General features: G+C 56.3%; 19 protein-coding genes. 2 read left to right on the forward strand and 17 right to left on the reverse strand.

What is annotated here, in order from left to right:
- Nucleotides 1-921: 921 nt before the first annotated feature.
- From ACO9S2_RS01805 to ACO9S2_RS01885, 17 genes are all read right to left on the reverse strand, one after another.
- Nucleotides 922-2124 carry an acyltransferase family protein gene (locus ACO9S2_RS01805; RefSeq protein WP_423720078.1) on the reverse strand — a complete coding sequence of 401 codons (1203 nt, stop codon included), beginning with the start codon at nucleotides 2122-2124 and terminating at the stop codon, nucleotides 922-924.
- 250 nt (nucleotides 2125-2374) lie between these two features.
- Complete coding sequence (locus ACO9S2_RS01810) at nucleotides 2375-2707, reverse strand: hypothetical protein (protein WP_423720080.1); 333 nt, start codon at nucleotides 2705-2707, stop codon at nucleotides 2375-2377.
- A gap of 14 nt (nucleotides 2708-2721) precedes the next feature.
- Nucleotides 2722-3735, reverse strand: coding sequence for a DUF362 domain-containing protein (locus tag ACO9S2_RS01815; protein ID WP_423720082.1), 1014 nt, complete (start codon nucleotides 3733-3735; stop codon nucleotides 2722-2724).
- A gap of 959 nt (nucleotides 3736-4694) precedes the next feature.
- Nucleotides 4695-5645 carry a type II secretion system F family protein gene (locus tag ACO9S2_RS01820; RefSeq protein WP_423720084.1) on the reverse strand — a complete coding sequence of 317 codons (951 nt, stop codon included), beginning with the start codon at nucleotides 5643-5645 and terminating at the stop codon, nucleotides 4695-4697.
- A gap of 15 nt (nucleotides 5646-5660) precedes the next feature.
- On the reverse strand, nucleotides 5661-6647 hold the full coding sequence (locus ACO9S2_RS01825; RefSeq protein WP_423720085.1) for a type II secretion system F family protein: 987 nt from the start codon (nucleotides 6645-6647) through the stop codon (nucleotides 5661-5663).
- Nucleotides 6641-7954, reverse strand: coding sequence for a CpaF family protein (locus ACO9S2_RS01830; RefSeq protein WP_423720086.1), 1314 nt, complete (start codon nucleotides 7952-7954; stop codon nucleotides 6641-6643). The genes ACO9S2_RS01825 and ACO9S2_RS01830 overlap by 7 nt, the downstream gene beginning before the upstream one ends.
- 120 nt (nucleotides 7955-8074) lie before the next feature.
- Nucleotides 8075-9295: an AAA family ATPase gene (locus ACO9S2_RS01835; RefSeq protein ID WP_423720087.1), complete on the reverse strand. Its 1221-nt coding sequence runs from the start codon at nucleotides 9293-9295 to the stop codon at nucleotides 8075-8077.
- Between the two features lie 25 nt (nucleotides 9296-9320).
- Nucleotides 9321-10433 (reverse strand): pilus assembly protein TadG-related protein, encoded by a 1113-nt coding sequence (locus tag ACO9S2_RS01840; protein ID WP_423720089.1) that lies wholly within the window; start codon nucleotides 10431-10433, stop codon nucleotides 9321-9323.
- The gene (locus ACO9S2_RS01845) at nucleotides 10426-10827 is read right to left on the reverse strand and encodes a TadE/TadG family type IV pilus assembly protein (RefSeq protein WP_423720090.1); all 402 of its coding nucleotides are present in this window, start codon (nucleotides 10825-10827) and stop codon (nucleotides 10426-10428) included. Before ACO9S2_RS01845 ends, ACO9S2_RS01840 begins: the two co-directional genes overlap by 8 nt.
- Before the next feature lie 13 nt (nucleotides 10828-10840).
- Nucleotides 10841-11140, reverse strand: coding sequence for a hypothetical protein (locus ACO9S2_RS01850; protein ID WP_423720091.1), 300 nt, complete (start codon nucleotides 11138-11140; stop codon nucleotides 10841-10843).
- Nucleotides 11141-11195: 55 nt separating this feature from the next.
- Nucleotides 11196-12632 carry a type II and III secretion system protein family protein gene (locus ACO9S2_RS01855; protein ID WP_423720092.1) on the reverse strand — a complete coding sequence of 479 codons (1437 nt, stop codon included), beginning with the start codon at nucleotides 12630-12632 and terminating at the stop codon, nucleotides 11196-11198.
- Nucleotides 12633-12696: 64 nt separating this feature from the next.
- Nucleotides 12697-13338: a pilus assembly protein N-terminal domain-containing protein gene (locus tag ACO9S2_RS01860; protein ID WP_423720093.1), complete on the reverse strand. Its 642-nt coding sequence runs from the start codon at nucleotides 13336-13338 to the stop codon at nucleotides 12697-12699.
- A gap of 12 nt (nucleotides 13339-13350) precedes the next feature.
- Nucleotides 13351-14172 carry a Flp pilus assembly protein CpaB gene (cpaB, locus tag ACO9S2_RS01865; RefSeq protein WP_423720095.1) on the reverse strand — a complete coding sequence of 274 codons (822 nt, stop codon included), beginning with the start codon at nucleotides 14170-14172 and terminating at the stop codon, nucleotides 13351-13353.
- A 113-nt stretch (nucleotides 14173-14285) separates the two neighbouring features.
- The gene (locus ACO9S2_RS01870) at nucleotides 14286-14801 is read right to left on the reverse strand and encodes an A24 family peptidase (RefSeq protein ID WP_423720096.1); all 516 of its coding nucleotides are present in this window, start codon (nucleotides 14799-14801) and stop codon (nucleotides 14286-14288) included.
- Between the two features lie 14 nt (nucleotides 14802-14815).
- A complete protein-coding gene (locus tag ACO9S2_RS01875; protein ID WP_423720097.1) occupies nucleotides 14816-14980 on the reverse strand; it encodes a Flp family type IVb pilin in 165 nt (54 codons plus the stop codon).
- A gap of 73 nt (nucleotides 14981-15053) precedes the next feature.
- Nucleotides 15054-15221, reverse strand: coding sequence for a Flp family type IVb pilin (locus ACO9S2_RS01880; RefSeq protein ID WP_423720099.1), 168 nt, complete (start codon nucleotides 15219-15221; stop codon nucleotides 15054-15056).
- Nucleotides 15222-15333: 112 nt separating this feature from the next.
- Complete coding sequence (locus tag ACO9S2_RS01885; RefSeq protein ID WP_423720099.1) at nucleotides 15334-15501, reverse strand: Flp family type IVb pilin; 168 nt, start codon at nucleotides 15499-15501, stop codon at nucleotides 15334-15336.
- Nucleotides 15502-15868: 367 nt separating this feature from the next.
- On the opposite strand from ACO9S2_RS01885, the gene ACO9S2_RS01890 reads away from it, so the two are divergent.
- Both ACO9S2_RS01890 and ACO9S2_RS01895 read left to right on the forward strand, forming a co-directional pair.
- On the forward strand, nucleotides 15869-16228 hold the full coding sequence (locus ACO9S2_RS01890) for a four helix bundle protein (RefSeq protein ID WP_423720101.1): 360 nt from the start codon (nucleotides 15869-15871) through the stop codon (nucleotides 16226-16228).
- 105 nt (nucleotides 16229-16333) lie between these two features.
- Nucleotides 16334-17341, forward strand: coding sequence for a tetratricopeptide repeat protein (locus ACO9S2_RS01895; protein ID WP_423720102.1), 1008 nt, complete (start codon nucleotides 16334-16336; stop codon nucleotides 17339-17341).
- Nucleotides 17342-17359: the final 18 nt, after the last annotated feature.

The following is a 17359-nucleotide window of genomic DNA, read 5'->3' on the forward strand; positions in this document are numbered from 1 at the left end:
GCGCTCGGTCCGGGTGCAATCTTTTATCCAATGCAAGAGCGTTCATTGCTTAATTTCCACACCGGTACGGGATGAACGGACGCGCCCCGAGCCCCTCAACAACTGAGAGCCTCAGGCCTCCGAGCATCGTTATGGGTATGACCATGAGTCTCGACATGGGGCTCCCGCCGTCAACACATTCCCCTCCAGCCGCAGCTACTGTCTTCTTGATCGAGTCCCGCACCGTCATAGGTCACTTATCTCCGAAGATCTGCTTCTTGCCAAGCTCCCCAGGTGGGGTATTGGACCACTCTCTTTTGAAGGGGATGTAGACGAGGGAGACTTGCTCTCCCATAGGAGTACGCCTCGCACGGAGATCACTGCGGCCCGATATTCCTGAGGCGCCGCGAGCCCTATCAATTGCCACGATCGAATCATGCGGCCAACAGGGTCATAGGTTGTTCCGCTTGCTCTGCGTCATGCATCACATCTGTATGGACTCTCAGATGTAGCGCAGCGGTGTTCAGAAGTTGCCGAATCACTGCCATGACGGAACCTACAGCATGGCCGCAGTTGACGTTGGTCCAGTGATCCTGTTGCACTGTGAATCTTTCCGTGGAGCTCATTGGGTGATACAAGCATAGAAGGGCCGGGGCGAACGCGGTAGACCGAAAAGAGGTACCTCGAAGGGGGGGGCTCGCAGGTGTGGGCAGGAAATAATCCGCAGGCCCCCTCTCGGTTTGTGAGAGGGACGCCAGCACCAAGGACAGCTCATGACACCTTGAAGGAAGGCGCACTGAAACGTCGCTATGTGCGCCGTGCGTCCTTGTAAAGGATCTGTATTCTTTCCCGTGTCCACCTCACGGGGAACAAACGGTCCTGAATTTCACTGTGCCTGGATGCAGGATCAATGACATCCTACAGGTGGTACCAGGCCGCTGTTCAGGCTACTAATTTCGACTCCGACCGCAATGGCTCATTCCCCACGTATGGGAGAAATTGTTTAAGCTGAAGAAGCGGCTCCTCGAAGAACAGCCAGGACCCGTTTGCGACGATCAGGAGAGCCGCCAACCAAAGACACAGGTGGACATGAAAACCGAATTGGAACGGTTGCAACCCGGCGGTGATGCAGCCCGCGATGAGAACATGCCACAGATAGAGTCCGTAACAGCGCCTCCCTGAAAAAGTGAGGAGCGGTGATTTCAGAAGGGCACCCCAAAGTCCAACTGCGTTAAGGCTCGCGCCGAGGAGAATGGCAAAACTCACAGCTAACCATGAGTACCCGAAAACGCTGAAGAACCATGGCCTTGTCTCAGGAAGAGAAGGGCTAAATGGAACAAGAAAGGCCAAAAGGATCACAACCGACGCAAAAGGTGCGAGTCTATTGCATAAACGGGTGGCCTCGGCTTGCCATTTGGGATTGCCGAATATAACCGCCACCACCGCGCCGGCAGCAAGCCCGTCCAGCCGACAGATGGTAAAGACGTATGTTGCAGGGTAATCAGCTACCGAGAGCATGATGGCCCGCACCACAGGCGCCGCAGCCATAATGCCCCCGCTCCACCAAAGCAGCCGGTGTCTACTGCAGGCTCGAACGAGCAAAGGCCAGACGAGGTAGAACTGCTCCTCAATTGCCAAACTCCACAGAATCATAATGGCCAGCGGTTGCCATCCATATAAGGTGATATGGATATTCCCGAGATACAAGGCATACCACGCCCACCCCTCGAAGTGAGATACCATCTTCAGTGGATCGCCGAGCCACGTAAGGACAGATAGGACCAGGAGGTACAACGTGGCAAGGGGAAGTATTCGCAGTCCCCGTCTCCCCCAAAACACCCATAAGGAGCCTCCCCGATCTCGCAAGCGAAGCAGAATCGTTGTGATGAGGAACCCGCTCACGACGAAGAAAAGATCCACTCCGATCCAGCCACCGAGGCTCATTGTTCCGGCAAGACCGAGGACCTCCCAGGGAGAATGGCTGGCAGTAAACTCAGGAAGATCACGAAAGAGGAATGGGGCGTGATACCAAAGGACCAAGAGAATGGCGATTCCTCGCAGCCCATCGACCGCTGGCACGTAGGTAGAGGCCCCGTAACTGAAAGTTGGACCTGAGGATAGACTGCGGGCCTTCGATTCCTGCATCTCGCCTCTACGGGTGATAGGAGCGCCTGCCACAAGAATACGCACAGACCCGAGGCTGGAATTGGATTCCGAATGCCGGATCGAACATGCTGATTAAGCAAGACGGAAGAATCTTATCGACCAACCCGCAGTTGGCCGGATTTTTTCCACTAGCTCGCCTACCTGCCGGGCATGTCCTTGCATAACTGTGGAGCAACAACATCCTTGCATAACCCGGAGCCATTCGCTTAGGCCTATCGCGTAGGGCTTCTTAGCGGAGCGTCTCGCAATACTTTTCGAACTGCAGCACGTACGCCTCGAATTCAACCCCGCCCTGACGACGGTAATCGTCATCCCGCATGCCTTCCTGCCGGTCTTTCCTGAGTCGTTGACAAGCTTGGAGCTCGGCCCGCCGTATCTGCGGTTGAAGCCGTTCCTGCTCCTCAAGAGAACGTTGCGGTAATCGCTCCTGCGTCTGCTGCATTCCCACAAAGTGGTCGTACAGGTCCTGCTCCTGTGTCTGGGACGTGGGCGGCTCAGTCTCCGCCAGGCAGACGCCAAGCGGGATTATGAAAAAGAAACCCAGTATAAATGTTTTCATCATACTCCATGCCCCCATCATACGAGACGAATCCCCCGGTGAGCTGGAATCTGTTCGATCAGCTCAAAGTTCGTTCGCACGGAAGGAATCGCTTCGCCGCGTTGTTCAATCGCCCCTTCACTGAGCGGCCCCAGCCAATTGTCGGCCCTCTCCAGATAGGAGACTTTATAAGGATCAATGCCCATGATCCGGCAACAGGTCGCATCGACCGCCGCAAGATTGCGTCCCATCACCAAGACTCCTGCCTGTTTGGGATCTCCCAGGATCGGACCATCGCCCTGCATTCCGACAATCCCGTCGACAATGGCAAAATGCGGCTTCAATGTCGCATTGATGTCCAGAATCGCACTCTCGATCCCGGCGTGATGGAGCACATTCTTGGGCCAGCCATAGTAAATGCCCGGCATGACGCCAAATAAGTTCTTCATCGAGAGCGTGGCTCCGGCTATATGATGCGTCTTCATCTTTGCCACCGACACGATCCAATCCACTTCCTGGAAAAGGGCCGGAAACGTGAGAGTTCGCATCGAAGACTGACGACCGGCATTCGGCAGCTCGTACCCCGTAATATAATTGAGATCGTGAAACCGGATGCGATCTTCCGTCAGCACATCAGCCAAGCCGGACTCTTCATAGACAGCCAGCGTATCACGCCGATGGCCTGGGCCTTCGGCCACCATCACCGTTTCCGCACCCAACCGAAGAAACGCCTCGATCGCGCCGCGCAGGACCAGCGGATGCGTATTGATGTGGGGCGCTCCTGAGGCGGTCTCGACCAGGTTCGGCTTCAGTAAAATCCGTTTACCCTTCAATTCCTCCGGAGTAACACCCAACTCCCGAATTCCTCTCGTAATCGCATCGGCAATCTCCACGTGGTAGTGGGCGACCTTGGTCACGAACGATTGCGCCTGTTGCGGCATCCTAAAATGCCGCTTCGGAACCAGGAGTAATCCTGAACCGAGCAAGAGACCGGCTGCACCTGCCAGAAGCAGATCGCGGCGCGTGAGACCGCCTTTCGATGTGGGATCCATGTGGCCTGACAAGGCACTCCTCACTGAGTGAAGACCCCGGGTGCCAGCTTGCGACTTGCGTGCACAAACAGAGCGGTTCCTGTGTCAGCCTCATCGGCTAACGCGCCCAATAATAGGAGACAGAGCGCCGATGAATCGTATTCGCCGTAGCGGGCTTGATTGGTCAAACAACGTTCGACCAGGAATGCGGCATTAGACGGGGATCTGCCCCATACCGCGAGACCAAGCAAAGCCCAACCCAACGAGACCGGAGTGCGTAAGCGATCAACTTCACCTTGAAGATAGTCAAGACTTCGGGCGACAGTTCTCTGCTCAACCTCGCCGGCCAAGCCAACCAGGGCAGCGCCTGTACTTTCCGGCATTGGATGAAGCTCTCGCCCGAACACCATCGTGTTCCCGTAATTCCATCCCCCATGCGGCAATTGTCGGTCGAGCATCATTCGGACGGCTTGCCTGACACGATCATGCTGTCCATGTCCGGCAACCTGCAACGCAATCACGGCCAGCGCAGTCGGCTCGACCCACGAATGCGTGCCCTCAATCCAGGGCCATCCCAGAACACTGGGGTCATGGCCGAATGGATCATCCGGCCCTTTCTTCCAATGATTCCCTGTCGTATTGAGAAGGAACGCAACTGCTCGACTAGAGTGACGCTCATGCACCTGAGACCCATTCCAGGCAAGAACACTGAGGGCGGTTGGCCAAAAAGCCGCCTCATGCCCCCTACTCATCGAGACCCTACCATCAGGCTCTTGAACGGTTGTCAATCTATCCCTTGCAGGACCCAACAGGGTGTGACCAGGGGCAAGCCGGCTCAGGGCCAAGATCGCCCACGCAGTGGCATCACTACGAAATGGTTCCCCCCTCCTGGGCGAAAACCCGCCTTCGGGCAACGCACGCGCATCGAGGAATCTCAGCGCGTGGTCGAGTTGAGAATGTTTCAGTGGCAAGATATCAACTTATTGCGCTCCTAGCGAGGGCAACAGCGTTCTGGCAATCTTCACCGCCGCAGGTCCGACGATGATCACAAACAAACTCGGGAAGATGAAAAACACCAAAGGGAAGAGCAATTTTACCGGCAGCTTAGCCGCCAACTCCTCCGCGCGGAGTTGCCGGTTGACCCGCATCGCATCAGAATGGACCCGTAACGCCTGTCCCACGCTCGTCCCGAATTTGTCCGTCTGGACCAACAAGGCCACGAGGCTGCCGACCTCCTCCAGATCAACACGTCGGCTCAGGTTCTTCAGCGCCTCGGCACGGGATAAGCCGGTGCGCAGTTCGAGTGACACCAGATTGAACTCATCCGCCAATTCCCGATGCGCAAACCGGATTTCGCTGCCCACCCGGCTAATCGCCGCATCCAATCCCAGCCCAGCCTCGACGCAGACCACCATGAGGTCCAGCGCGTCAGGAAAAGCTGTCAGAATTTTATCTTTTCGCTGAGCGATCGCCTGGCGGAGCCACAACATCGGGAGAAAATATCCAGCCGAGGCCGCGCCGACATAAATCACTAATTGCGCAGTCGCCGTCGGAAACCCCAGCAGATTGGCGGGAAGCACTATCACGATCCCGAGAGCGAGGATACCGGAGAGGAGTTTGGCGCCCATAAACAGGATCGGGGCTTGAGCATGCCGGTAGCCGGCGGTCAGGAGCGCTTCCCGAATGGCCGAGACTTCCGATTCACTGGATGGCTTGTTCGCCTCTCCGAGACGCGTGACCAAAGCATGAAGTTTGCCCTTAACATTCAGCCCAATGGATTCATTTTCAGAGGGGGCAACGCCGACATGACCTTCGGCGCGACGCTTGATGGCATTCAGCGTTGCCCGGGACCCCAGGACAAAATACAGCCCCATACTGCACAGCAGCACCATCATGAAGATCAACAGACTGATAATCCAGGTCATATCCATATCGCGTGTCCTTCGTTAAACCTTGATGGCAATCATCCGCTTCATCACAAAAGCACCAAGAATCATCATGGTCGCTGCGACAGCGACCATCATCCGCCCCATAGGGTCGGTAAAGAGCGGCTCCAGGTATTCCGGATTGACGAGATGGAGAACCAACGCCAGACCGATCGGCAACGACATCAACACGACGGCCGAAATGCGACCTTCGGCGGATAAGGCGCGCACCTTCATCTTCAACTCGAAGCGTTTCCTGATCAATCGCCCCAGCGAATCAATAATCTCCGCCAGATTACCGCCCGTTTCCCGTTGAATGTTCACGGAGGTAACAAAGAACTTCACGTCCATCAGTTCCACACGATCGGCCATATGACTCAGGGATTCCGGCACGGAGACTCCCATGGAGATTTCGTCGAACCCTCGCTGGAATTCCCCCGCGATCGGGTCCCGCATTTCGCCACCGACCATCTTCATGCCGACGAACAGCGCATGTCCGGCGCGAAGCGCCCTCCCCATAAGCTCAAGGGCATCCGGAAGTTGCCGATGGATCTCGCTAAGCCGGCGCCACTTTCTATAGTAGAGATGTCCCCAAGGGAGGACCATTCCGACTCCCGCGCTGCCCAGCATGATGAACGGCTGCCCAAAGATCGCTCTGTTTCCAAGAACTCCTCCAAGAACGGCCAGGAGTGCCGAAGCCAGAACATAGACAGCCAGCGAGTAGGGAGCCTTGGCCTGATCATGAATCTTTGCAAGCCGGGCAGCGTGTCGGCCCTCCTTCAGCTTTGCCAGCAGCTCATTCAACCAGGGGATCTCACTATACGTTTCCTTCCGAACGAGGTTCGATGTTGTGTTCAGATCCGGCCGTTCCGTCCAGCTTTGCAACCGCTCCTTCACACGTTGCTCATCGCGGGCGCCACGTGACCTGGACCCGACAAAGTAGTAGAGCCCCTCGAAGAGGAGGACGACCGTGATAAAAATGCCGAAGGCGATCAACGGGGTTAGCATTCATACACCTTGGTTGCATCGAACAGTTCATTGGGGATTTGGATGCCCATAGCCTGAAACTTCTCGGCGAATTTGGGCCGGATACCGGTCGCTCGAAATCGCCCTTTGACCTTCCCGTTCTGGTCCACGCCGGTCTGCTCGAATTTAAAGATTTCCTGCATCGTGACCACATCGCCTTCCATGCCACTCACTTCCTGGACACTCACCACTTTTCTGGAACCATCAGACATACGCGTCAGCTGCACAATCACATCCAGAGCGGAGGAGATGTAATACCGCAGCGCCTTGCTCGGCAAATCCAAACCCGCCATGGCCACCATCGTCTCAATCCTGGTCAGGGCATCGCGGGCGGAATTGGCGTGAACGGTCGTGAGCGACCCGTCATGGCCCGTATTCATGGCCTGAAGCATATCCAGCGTTTCTGCGCCTCGGACCTCGCCCACGACGATGCGATCCGGCCTCATACGAAGCGCATTCTTCACGAGCTCACGTTGGCCGATTTCTCCCTTGCCTTCGATATTGGCCGGCCTGGTCTCTAACCGCACCACGTGATCCTGCCGTAGTTGAAGTTCGGCGGCATCCTCGATCGTCACGATGCGTTCAGTCGCCGGGATAAACCCGGAGAGGATGTTCAGGATCGTGGTTTTTCCGCACCCCGTCCCACCGGAGATCAGCACATTGAGCCGCGCCCGGACGATCCCTCTTAGCAACTCAGCAATCTCAGGAGTGAGAGAGCGCTTCTCGACCAAATCGGAAACCTGCAGCGGATCCTTGCTGAATTTTCTGATCGACACGGACGCGCCATCGATGGCACAGGGAGGAATAATGGCATTCACGCGTGACCCATCCGCCAACCGGGCATCCACCATGGGCGACGACTCATCGACCCGACGGCCCATCCGGGCCACAATGCGCTCGATAATTCTTCGAAGATGGGCCTCGTCCCGGAACCGGACAGCCGTTCTCTCCAGCTTCCCATAGCGCTCGACGTAGACCTGCTTGTGTGTATTCACCAGGATGTCGTTGATCGTAGGGTCCTTCAGCAACGGCTCTAAGGGACCGAGTCCGCTGACCTCGTGCAGAATATCCTGCACCAGTTGCCCGCGCTCCCGTTGATTGAGGGCGACTTTCTCCTCCTGCAAGATGTTCTCGACCAGGCGACTGAGCTCCTGACCTAACTGTTCCTCCGCCATCGCACTCGCCACCGTTAAGTCGAGCAGTTCGATGACGCGTTGATGCACCTTCGCCTTGAGTTCTTCGTAATAGGCCTGTTGTGTGGATTGATCAATCGGTTTGGCGCTTAGCACAATCGATCTCCCTTCGTGGTTCTTCTCATGAAGACTACGCGTGACAACTCAGGTGTTCAGGCTGAAGACCTGTAGGCTAACAACTAAGAGCCTTCAGTCTATCGACCTGAGCAGGTACAACTATCCTCTCGCCTTTGCCGAGAAGGTCAATCCTCCCCAATAGCGCGAGAAGAGAGAACTCTTCTGCTCTGAGCCGCCCCCGGCTTCGACAGCGTTCACTGACTTGTCCCCTGCCAACGATGCCGCTTGGGCTAGATACCACTGGGTCAGGGCAGCACGAGGGGCATGTACCGTCAATGGCTCACCCTTGTTCAAGGAACTGCTGGCCATCTGATAGTCGTTCGGTACCAACCACCCGACTTTTTGCTCGAACAATTCCTCAGCATGTTGAAGCAATTCGGCATCTGAAGACTGATAGCGGTTCACCACGATCGTGACTTTGTCACGATCAAACCCTGCATTTCTCATCACCTGGAGAAACTGTTTTGCCCGGCGGATGGCGGGAAGGCTGAGGGTGGTGACCAACACCACCATCGAGGCGAAATCCAGGGCCTCACGGGTTTCGGGATTGAGGGTGTGCCCGCAATCGACGAACACATGGTCATACATCGACCGCATGACATCCAACGTGTGTAACGCGGCCCCCCCCGGAATCGCCTCGCCCGTTGGCCCCTCTGTTCCTGTCAACCCCGATTGAAGGAGATGAAGATCGGATTCGTGTTTGCTCATGAGGCTCTGCACAAACGTCGCGTCCATTCTCGAGAGGTCGCGCACAAGGTCCCGGAAGCCTTTTCCCGGCTGAAGGTCTAGGAACAGCGGCAGGTCGCTGTCATCGAGATTCAGGTCAACCAACGCCACCTGTTTCGCTTGCTTGAGCTGTCGCAGACTCATCGCCAAATTCACGGCCAAGGTGCTGGTCCCAATTCCTCCCTTCGCACCCAGGAACGCGATAATCTTCCCTCCCTTGGCACTTCTGTTCCCCGCCTTCGACATGAGGCGGTCTTTCAACCGGCTCAGGGCCGCGTCGAACTCTTTCCGGTTAATCGGCTGTGGAAGAAACTCTTTAATCCCGATGCGGAACGCTTCCAGCATCACCTGGGAATCCGTCCTGCCGCCCGTCAGAAACACTTCGAGTGCGGGATTCTTTTCTAACAGCCCCTTCATCGAGGCCAGGGTTCGCTCCGGATTGATCTCATCCAACTCCACGCAGACCACATCGACGGTCGCAGGACCGCCGCTTTGCTTGATCAGGAACGCCCGATGGGAAGCCAGCAATTCCTCAAACATGCGCCGGACCGAATCACTCCGACATTCGAGCCATACCGTCACAAATCCAGACATGTGATCAGATCCTCCTCTTGCGAATTTACTCGACGAGCCCGGGAATGCTGCCCAAGGTCCCGAAGTTCCCCCCGCCACCAGCTCCGTTCGTGACTTCACCGCAGGTTATGGTGGCGTCAATCTGCTGCGTGGGAACACCCTGCACATTCCATACACAAGCCGAGGCGAACCCAATGGTCATTAACGGACCGCCCGGATTCGTACAGTTCTGGTTCGCGTACACCGGTACCGTGACATTCCAGCAATATCCGCTAGGGCTTGCCGCCGGCACCCGCTTGGCCAGGTAGAGATTAATCAAGCTTGGGAAGGCGGAAGCTACATTTCCTCCGATATACTCCAAACTCGTTACCCCTGACGATATTTGAGGAGTGACATACGTTGGTGGGCTGGGGGTCAGTCCCTGAACTATCTGCCTCTCCGTATTGGCATTGGGAGGATTCTCAAGGAACGTGTTCCAGCCGGCGCAACCTGACGGTGGATTGTTGGTCGGATAGAATTGGATCGGCGTATTACAATAGGCGGGATTATCAAAAATCAGTTGGTCAAGCCCAAAGGGCGCGTTTGCTTCTCCCGGCAAGAGAGTGCCCGTTCCAGTGAGGGCGGCTGTCGCCGTCGCGACAACATTCATGCTGTTGATGCCCATGATGCCGGCCAGCCATGTCGCCACCGGCCCGTTGGCTCCCCCGTCTCTTCTAGCCGTCACCCGCACCCCTGTCGCGCCGACGTTTCCAGGAGTCAACGTGCGAGGACCGGAGTTCCACACACCGATCACAATATCAGCGGGATTGAGGGATATTGCGACGCCTCGAGCCTGATTTTGGGATGCGACCGTAGTCGCGGCATTTACCACAGCGCTGGCATCACTAAGCTGATAAGTGGTGTAGGGTGTTCCTGCCGGCAGGGCCTGATAGATCACGCCCAATTGCCTCGCCCCCGCCAGGGCCGAGGCATCCGCCACATTCTGCAACTCGTTCCGCGCGATCATGGCATTGCTGATGTCCAGCGCCAGGGCCGCGAATGAGAACAAGACCACCATCACGATGGCAACCGTCACCGCCACAGCCCCCCTCGTATCGTGAATCACCGGCTGGCGGCAAATGGCCTGGCCTATTCTTTGCGCCAATCGTGCCTTACTCATGTCGCATCTCCGTCCAGGCGGTGAGGTTGATTTGCGGAGCGACCGACGTAAGCCCTGGCAGGACCGTAAATGTATACGGGAGCGTGAGCGTGACCCGCACAGGGGTGCCGGTGACAAGTCCGTTTACAATAGCGCGACTCACATTTCCCGGATTGATCCCGGCCGGCGTCAAATAGTTGTCGATCGCGGCATTGATCTGAGCATCAGTAATCGCAGGCACAGACTGGACGATTCCAATCCGCGCCCCCTCGCGACTGGCATTGGTCAAAATCGCCTGACGGTAGAGGGCCATGCCGAACTCGATAATCCCGAACAGGATCATCATGAGCAGCGGGAGCAACAGGGCGAACTCTACCGCCGACGCGCCCGATTCTGATCGCAGCTTCTTCCGCACTTGTATCAACCTCCTACTTTGTCATTCCTTGGCCGACCACAGAACCGATCGCCATGGGTTTGCGGTACTCTTCCGGCTTCTCGAATGAGGATTGATAGCGCTCTAAGGTGTTCTTCGCGGCTGTCGGATCTTCTACCCCCTGAACAGGATCGAGATTCTTTCCCGCCTCCGGATTGAGCAGCTGATGATCCAGCGCCATGGTATAAGCCAACCCGACATCCGGCCCCAATGTCGTGGGCCGTGTCGTACATCCCGTCACGGAGATAACGGCGAGGAGCGAGAGCCCCATTCCTGTTAGCAGCAATCCTTTCATAACAGCTCCTTCATCATTGGTCGAACGATTTGCGATTCGTGATCATTCATGCCTGCTACTGGACCATGTGGCCAAACTCTCCCTCCAGTCGCCGGGACACCGTCGCCTCGACAACTCGTCCGTCACGAGCCTGCTTGGCCTGCGGGACATACCCGAATCCGTCTGTCCGCCCCGTCAGGTAGAACTCCCAATCGTTCGGCTCGGTAAACGTGTCGGTCGGCAACGTCTGCTGGACCATATCCAGCGGTTTGACAAAGTGGGGCGTCACGATGATCACAAGTTCCGTCTGATTCTTCACGTAACGCGAACTTCTAAACAGCGTTCCCAGAACCGGGATATCGCCAAGGACCGGGAACTTCTTGACTGCTTCACGCACGTTGTCCTTCAGCAAACCGGCGATGGCAAAGCTTTGACCGTCGGCGAGTTCAACCACGGTTGTGGCTCGTCTCGTGGCGATCGTGGGAACGGTGAATCCCTCCAGCTGGAGCGCGTTCGAGAAATCCAGCTCGGACACTTCCGGAGACACCGCCATGCTGATCCGATTATTCGTGAGGACCGTGGGCGTAAAGGCCAACCCGACCCCGAATTTCTTATACTGAATCGTGACGACTCCGAATGCCTGCGGAATGGGAAATGGAAATTCTCCGCCTGAGAGAAACTGGGCCTCCTGACCGCTGATCGCCACCAGCGTCGGCTTCGCCAAGACTTTCACCACGTCTTCCTGCTTCAAGGCATCGATGAATCCGGTCCAGGTAATGTCGCCGGTCTGGAACCGCACCAGCGCATTGACCGCACCTGTCACAAGCTGGCCCAAAGGTGTAGGACCTATCGTGGGCGAACCAGTCAATGACGTGATGGAGTTGAGAGCCGTCACGCCGAAATTCCCCGCTTGATCAGCTCCGGCCATGTTCACGCCGATCTGCCGAATGAGGTCCCGGTTCATTTCTGCGACACGAACCTCGAGCATGACTTGCTGTGCCCCTCCCACCTGAAGCAAGTTCACGACTTTCTTCGGCGCATAGGGCTCAGCGATTTCCAGCGCCCGTGACTGACGAGCCAGATTGCTCACGGTGCCGGACAGCGTGACGTGATCGTGCGTCGCCGTCACGGCAATATCCTTCTCACCAGGGAGCATCTGGTGCAACTGCTCGCGCAGTTGGCTCAAGTCCGGAGTGACAGTGATGTCGAATACTGAAAACAGCTCGCCATTCTCTTTCCACAGGGTCAACGTCGTGACGCCAATGGCTTTGCCGGTCAGGTAGATCTGCTTTGGCGACAGCACGACCGTGTCGGCCACCTCCGGGTTCGCCAGGGACGCCCGCTTGATCGACGTCGTGAGATCGACCACCTTGGACTTTCCAACCCCGAGTTCCAGACGCTGCGCCTCGCTGGCTACGGCCTTCGAGTCGGCCGTTCCCTGCGCGTCGACCCCTGGAGACCACAAGGCTGCACAGAGTGCTACGAGACAACTGCAGGCCATCGATCGCTTCATCACTTCGCTCCTTTTGTCGAGTTATTCTGCTGAGCCCTCGTCGACGCTGGCTGTCGAATCAGGCTCAGAACTTCACCGCATTGACCGCTGTTCCACGAATCACTTCGACGGTCACCTGATCAAGCTCACCCGGCTTTGCGTCGCTCGGCACATCGGGATAGATTTTCAGCAGATTGATCACCTTCTTGGGGGCATAGGCTTCCGCCACCGCCAAGGCTTGGGACAATTTGGCGGGGCTGGAAATCGTTCCCGAGAGAGTGAGATGGTCATTGCTGCTTGCGAGATGAAGGTTGGTCTCTTCCGGCAACAACCGGTTAAACTGCTCCGTGAGTCGCGCCACATCGAGAGCCACCTCCACGTCGAAGATGGCAAGGATCTGATCGTCCTTCCCCCACAGCGTCAAGTTGGTCGATCCGTAGCCTTTTCCGGTCACATAAATTTGTTTCGGCGACAGAACGATCGCATCGGCGATCGCCGGATCTGCGAGAGAGGCCCGCTTGATCGCAACCGGCACATCGACGACGGTTGACTTCCCCAGTACGAGATCCAACTCCTGCACATGCTTACTGGCATGGGCCGAGATCATTGGGCCGGAGCTGCTCGCCAACAGAGGTTGCCACAACAATGACCCGGCCGCCACAATCGTTCCCGCAATCACACTGGCGAAGCTCGTATTCCGTGTTTTCACTGTAATAATCGATTTCATGGTGCTCTCCTCTTAGAATTTCACTTGTTTGCGGTCGCCACCCTTGATGACTTCGACATGAAACTCCGGCTCAGCCTCTTTCTTGCTTTCCTTGGGGCGAAAGGAGGCCAGGAGCGAGGCAACGTTGGCGCCCTTCGTCAGCACCTTTTCGACGTTAAGCGGATTCCGGAGCGCGAGGCGAAGCTTCCCCTGAGTGGATGCGAGCGCCAATTTTTCCGCTTCTTCTATATCAACTTCGAGGGTCATCACCTGGACCGGCTTCGGATCCTTCTCGGTCCCGTTCTTTTCGTATTGCATGCCGGCCGCAAGAACTTTCAGGTTTCCCAGAATCATCTTGGCAATCGGATTCTGAGACTTTGAGTCCGGTTCGATGGTCACCATCACATCGACATGGTCGCCCGGCTTGATGAACCCGGACACTCCGATCACTTCATCCACCTTTACCGACATTGCTCGTTTTGTCGGATCAGTGACAGCCGCCACGCCCGACCCCACATCCTTCCCCGACGCCAGCTTCGATCGGAGAATGACTTCGTTCGCCTTGAGATCATTCAGCAACACGGCATCCTTCAAATCATCGACGCTCTTATAGTACCCGTCAGGGAGGGCGCCGGCCGGGTAATTCACGACCTGCAACATCTCGGGAGTCAGCTTGGTCCCCCATGCGAGATCAGCCTTGGCCACAACCACTCCGGTCGTCGTGGCGACGGGCATGGCGGCCTCTGCCACATGCCGCAACTCTGCGTTACGCAGCCACCCCATCGCCAACAGGCTGGTTATCAATCCGATCACAACTGCAGCCGCGAAGAAGAGCTGCGGACGATACTTTTTCATGACGACTCCTCCCTGAAGTGTAGATGCCGACTTGATTTTCGTCAAAACCTGTTACGAATCCCGCCCGAACCTACTCACGGCCTTGCCTGCAAGCATGTGGCGCGACGTCTACCCTAGAGATGCCAGCAATATGAACCGATCGTCCCAAGACCGATCGCGACCGCATAGGGCACTTTTGGATCTTCACCTTGGCCTGGAGTTAATCGTTGCACCGACCGTGTTAAGACCATAGACCACAACCATACACCAATCTTTCTCCACCCCTGATGGAGGGCGAGAACCACGAGGGCCAACAGCCCCCCGACAATCGCAATCCCAATGGCAGCTGAGATTGTCTGTGCGGGACCAAGAAAGCTGCCGACCGCCGCATATAATTTGACGTCTCCGGCCCCCATCCATCCGCACACATACAGAATGACGAACAAACCGAACCCCAAGGCAGCGCCCTCCAGACTGAACACAAGTCCGGTGAATTGCGTCGTAACCGTATGGAGAGTTATTCCAGCGAGAACAGCCGGTCCCGTCAGCCAATTGGGAATGGTATATGTGCGGAGATCAGTCACCGCAGCCACGCCCAAGAGGACCAGCAGTAGATATTGCGACAGCATCGGTTCCATCAGATTCCCCATGATCTCTCAGTCAATCAAGGAAACATCGCAGCGGCGACCGTGAACATATTGAGGATCTGACCGCCAAGTACGGACACGGCCAGGCCGATTACCCCCGCAATCAAAGACGCGACCAGCGCATACTCGACTGACGTTGCGCCCTCTTCCCTATTCCACAATCTGTATCGGTTTTCGTCCATACGCCTGGTACCCTTTGGGGTTTGCGGCTGCCAACCATACTGTGGTCGGCAGCCGCGAATTCCTTCACCTCGCTTAGCTCGCGATCGCGTTTGACACGGTCGTGAAAGCGCCCCGGACGTTGGTGCCCAGGGTCGTGACGATACCCACGATGACGGCCGCAATGAGGGCCACCATCAACCCGTATTCCACCGCCGTCGCGCCGTCTTCTTCCCGCATGAACCGTACAATGTGCTTCCCCATCTGATCCCTCCGTTTGGTTAGTAGGTTGTTTCTCACCGACTCCGCCGACCCCATTGCTGCTTGCGCTGCCGGCCGCACCTCACGGCCGGCCCGCACGCGTTCTCCACCTCGCTTAGCTCGCGATCGCGTTTGACACGGTCGTGAAGGCGCCCCGGACGTTGGTGCCCAGGGTCGTGACGATACCCACGATGACGGCCGCAATGAGGGCCACCATCAACCCGTATTCCACCGCCGTCGCGCCGTCTTCTTCCCGCATGAACCGTACAATGTGCTTCCCCATCTGATCCCTCCGTTTGGTTAGTAGGTTGTTTCTCACCGACTCCGCCGACCTCAGTGCTGCTTGCGCTGCCGGCCGCGTCGTCATGGTTCGTTTATCTCACCGAAGCGCTGTTCTGCCTAGATACCTAGTGGGGGTACTCAGGAATCTCTTCTGGGGGGTGGGCATACCAAAGAGGGAGGTAGCGACTGGCTTACGCCCTCTGTACCGACTAACCCATGATGACCGTGCGAATCTCCATAGGCCTTTTCAGGAGTCCCCACACAAACGTTAAAAAGCCTTTACAGAACAGGGGCTCTATTTCAGTATGACCGGCAGGAAGAAAGAGCACGACTTAGGTAGATAGACCGAAGGCTTTTAGGGGCACATCGTGCGAGATCACACACAACTTCGGGCATTTGAGTTGGCTGATGACGTAGTCATATTGGTGTATCGGGCGACCGCAGGGTTTCCGAAAGAAGAACTATTCGGACTGACTTCTCAAATACGCCGGGCAGCCGTGTCCGTCCCTTCTAACATTGTAGAGGGCTGCGCTCGTGACAGTGAGGCAGAGTATCTCAGATTTCTCAATATCGCCTTCGGATCATTGAGGGAACTACACTATCAATTAAATTTGTCGCAGCGTTTGTGCTTCTTGCGCGACGAGGATTCATCTCCGCTTGAAACCAGGACCATAGAAACCGAGAAGGTGTTGAATGGCTTGATCCGTGCCTTGCGAGATAATGGATAGCCTTCGGCCTTCAGCCTAAACACCTGAGTCGTTACCATCACGTCGGGAGATAGGAGTCGTACCATGCATGCCGAGAGAGTCGCATTGCATATGAGTCAGAAGCGAATGCCCCATGAGATCGACAGAACCTTTGGCGCTTTAGGCGTGACCCTCTTGATTCTAGTTGTTTCCCTGGACGGATGTGCGGGTCCCAAAAGGCAAGTGAACTACACCCCGGGGGAATACCAGCAGGTTGTCGACCGCCAGAAGTCCGGCCTAGCCCCCTCTGCAGATGAGGTGAGCGGCACCTCGAAAGACATCTCACCGCAAGAACTCAACCGGTTGGGAGATCTGTATCTGCAGCAGGGCAATCCCTCTCTGGCCATCGTGCACTACCAAAACGCCGTTGAGGCGGATCCATCCCTGTTTCACATTCACTCCAAAATTGGAAACATGTTTCTGAAAAAGGGGCTCCCGCAGGATGCGATCCAACATTTCCAAGAAGTCCTCAAGCATGACGATCAGGATGCCCTCACGATCGAAGGACTCGGTGAAGCCTATTTCCGGATGGGCAAAGAAGAGGAGGCGGAAGCCTCGTTTAGGAAAGCGATCGCCTTGAAACCTGATCGCTGGCAAACGTTCAATTTTCTCGGGATGGTACTTGATCGGCAAAAACGCCATCAGGACGCCATCGCCGAATACATGCAGGGCCTGAGGCTTCGCCCAGAAGAAGCTACATTGCTCAACAATGTCGGCCTCGCCTATTATCTTCTCGGACGCTATGAGGATGCCGTCCAGTCATTTCATCGCGCCTTGCTCACTGGTTCAGGCCAACCGAAAATCCACAATAATCTGGGACTCACGTTGGCCAAACTGAACCGTTACCACGACGCGCTGGAATCTTTCAGGCACGCGACCAGCGAAGAGGAAGCGTATAACAACCTTGGCGTTTCCTACTTGAGTAGCAATGAAACGGAAAATGCGATCGCCTGTTTCAAGAAGGCCATCGACCTTTCTCCGCGCTATTACGAGAAAGCCAACGAGAACCTGATGCTGGCTAAACGCGCGCTCGAAAAAAGCAAACGGACTAACCAGCCCCCCGCTGCTGTCGAGCCATCCGCCTGTCCATCGTAGAGGAAGAGAGTCTTATTT

It is taken from the genome of Nitrospira sp. NS4, assembly GCF_049546785.1.
Classification (GTDB): Bacteria; Nitrospirota; Nitrospiria; order Nitrospirales; family Nitrospiraceae; genus Nitrospira_D.

What these genes read in the sequence shown, in the direction of transcription:
- ACO9S2_RS01805 (WP_423720078.1), bottom strand. Translation starts at nt 2,124, where the DNA reads ATGCAGGAATCGAAGGCCCGCAGTCTATCCTCAGGTCCAACTTTCAGT.
- ACO9S2_RS01810 (WP_423720080.1), bottom strand. Translation starts at nt 2,707, where the DNA reads ATGATGAAAACATTTATACTGGGTTTCTTTTTCATAATCCCGCTTGGC.
- ACO9S2_RS01815 (WP_423720082.1), bottom strand. Translation starts at nt 3,735, where the DNA reads ATGGATCCCACATCGAAAGGCGGTCTCACGCGCCGCGATCTGCTTCTG.
- ACO9S2_RS01820 (WP_423720084.1), bottom strand. Translation starts at nt 5,645, where the DNA reads ATGGATATGACCTGGATTATCAGTCTGTTGATCTTCATGATGGTGCTG.
- ACO9S2_RS01825 (WP_423720085.1), bottom strand. Translation starts at nt 6,647, where the DNA reads ATGCTAACCCCGTTGATCGCCTTCGGCATTTTTATCACGGTCGTCCTC.
- ACO9S2_RS01835 (WP_423720087.1), bottom strand. Translation starts at nt 9,295, where the DNA reads ATGTCTGGATTTGTGACGGTATGGCTCGAATGTCGGAGTGATTCGGTC.
- ACO9S2_RS01840 (WP_423720089.1), bottom strand. Translation starts at nt 10,433, where the DNA reads ATGAGTAAGGCACGATTGGCGCAAAGAATAGGCCAGGCCATTTGCCGC.
- ACO9S2_RS01850 (WP_423720091.1), bottom strand. Translation starts at nt 11,140, where the DNA reads ATGAAAGGATTGCTGCTAACAGGAATGGGGCTCTCGCTCCTCGCCGTT.
- ACO9S2_RS01855 (WP_423720092.1), bottom strand. Translation starts at nt 12,632, where the DNA reads ATGAAGCGATCGATGGCCTGCAGTTGTCTCGTAGCACTCTGTGCAGCC.
- ACO9S2_RS01860 (WP_423720093.1), bottom strand. Translation starts at nt 13,338, where the DNA reads ATGAAATCGATTATTACAGTGAAAACACGGAATACGAGCTTCGCCAGT.
- cpaB (WP_423720095.1), bottom strand. Translation starts at nt 14,172, where the DNA reads ATGAAAAAGTATCGTCCGCAGCTCTTCTTCGCGGCTGCAGTTGTGATC.
- ACO9S2_RS01870 (WP_423720096.1), bottom strand. Translation starts at nt 14,801, where the DNA reads ATGGGGAATCTGATGGAACCGATGCTGTCGCAATATCTACTGCTGGTC.
- ACO9S2_RS01875 (WP_423720097.1), bottom strand. Translation starts at nt 14,980, where the DNA reads ATGGACGAAAACCGATACAGATTGTGGAATAGGGAAGAGGGCGCAACG.
- ACO9S2_RS01880 (WP_423720099.1), bottom strand. Translation starts at nt 15,221, where the DNA reads ATGGGGAAGCACATTGTACGGTTCATGCGGGAAGAAGACGGCGCGACG.
- ACO9S2_RS01885 (WP_423720099.1), bottom strand. Translation starts at nt 15,501, where the DNA reads ATGGGGAAGCACATTGTACGGTTCATGCGGGAAGAAGACGGCGCGACG.
- ACO9S2_RS01895 (WP_423720102.1), top strand. Translation starts at nt 16,334, where the DNA reads ATGCCCCATGAGATCGACAGAACCTTTGGCGCTTTAGGCGTGACCCTC.